Below are 1,569 nucleotides of genomic sequence, written 5' to 3'. Positions count from 1 at the left end.
TGATATGCTCCCCCTACTGTAGACAGGTGAAATAATAAAACCTGTTTACCGTGAGGGGGAGCATTTTTCATGCCAAATAAAAAGCTTACCGACGTAGAGAAGTTAGCCATTGTACAGGAAATCGAGGACGGACATATCGGTATTAATGCCGCTGTAAGAAAGTTTGGATTCCACAAATCCACCTTAATAAAGTGGCGAAATCGTTATCGGCTGTATGGTATGAAGGGCTTAGCGATTCGAACTTGCAATCATAGTTATTCTGCTGAGCTTAAATTACAAGCGGTCATGGATTATTTACGTGGTGAGTTGTCACAAAACCAGATCATCGATAAATACAAGATTTCCAGTCGAACCCAACTCGCCGATTGGATTAAGAAGTATAATGGTCATAGCAGTTTACGAGCTTACAATGGGGGAAAGACAGCGATGACCAAGGGGCGTTCTACAACGTGGCAGGAGCGGCTTGACATTGTCTTGCACTGCCTTGCGAATGGACAAGATTACAACCAGGCGGCTGACCAATTCAAGGTCTCTTACCAACAAGTATATGGGTGGGTTAAAAAGTACGAAGCAGGTGGCCCGGAGGCTCTTCGCGACGGCAGAGGGCATAAGAAGGCGCCTGAGGAACTTACGGAGGCCGACCAACAGAAGCATGCTATGAAGAAGCTGGAGTACGAAATTGAGCGGCTACGAGCGGAGAATGCCTTCCTAAAAAAGTTACGGGAGTTCCAAAGGGGGCGTCGCTAAGTCAGCATCGACAGGAGAACGTCTATCTCGCGATACAAGCCGTGCACCAGATAGAGTCGCTCAGCATACAGCTTCTGTGCGAGGTCGCGGGGATACCAAGGTCAAGTTATTACAAATGGCTCAGCCGCAAGCCCAGTCCGAGGCAGTTGGAGAACCAAGAGCTGACGGAAGTCATGATGTCTTTGTACCACAAGGTCGAGGGTACCTTCGGTTACCGTCAACTCACGCTTCATTTGTGTAGAAAGCTCAAGAAAAGAGTTAACCACAAGCGCATACAGCGATTAATGAAGATCAAGGGGATCCAATCGGTGATCCGCCGAAAGAAAAAGAAATATCCACGCTCCACCCCTCAGCATGTGGCCGAGAATCTGCTGAATCGCGAGTTCCAGGCGGATGCGCCAAACGAGAAATGGGTGACGGACGTGACGGAGTTCAAATATGGTCATGGCCAAAAAGCTTATTTAAGCGCGATTCTTGACCTCCATGATAATTCGATCGTGTCCTACGTGCTAGGGCACTCCAACAACAATCCGCTGGTGTTTAAGACACTAGAATTAGCAATAGAAACTGTGCCCGAAAGTAAGCCTATGATTCACAGTGACCGAGGCTTCCAATACACTTCAACATTCTTTAAAGAAAAGCTGGATGCTGCCAACATGAAGCAGAGTATGTCCCGAGTAGGCCGATGCATCGATAACGGGCCCATGGAATCCTTCTGGGGAACATTGAAATGCGAGAAATTTTATTTGCATACTTACCGAACTTTTGACCAGTTGAAGAACGACATTGATGACTACATCCACTTTTACAATTACGAACGAT

Annotated in this window: 2 protein-coding genes; both read left to right on the top strand. The window is 47.0% G+C overall.

Annotation, left to right across the window (positions count from 1 at the left end; translation table 11 throughout):
* Positions 1-69 precede the first annotated feature (69 nt).
* Complete coding sequence (locus tag KJS42_RS22895) at positions 70-747, top strand: helix-turn-helix domain-containing protein (RefSeq protein WP_213624182.1); 678 nt, start codon at positions 70-72, stop codon at positions 745-747.
* A gap of 41 nt (positions 748-788) precedes the next feature.
* Positions 789-1,569, top strand: a 781-nt coding sequence (locus tag KJS42_RS22890) for an IS3 family transposase (RefSeq protein WP_213624181.1), incomplete at its 3' end; no start/stop codon positions are given.

This window comes from Paenibacillus sp. J53TS2, assembly GCF_018403305.1.
Taxonomy (GTDB): domain Bacteria; phylum Bacillota; class Bacilli; order Paenibacillales; family Paenibacillaceae; genus Fontibacillus; species Fontibacillus rhizolycopersici.
The sequence above is the reverse complement of the archived record's forward strand: the minus strand, read 5'-3'. Positions and strand labels throughout refer to the sequence as shown.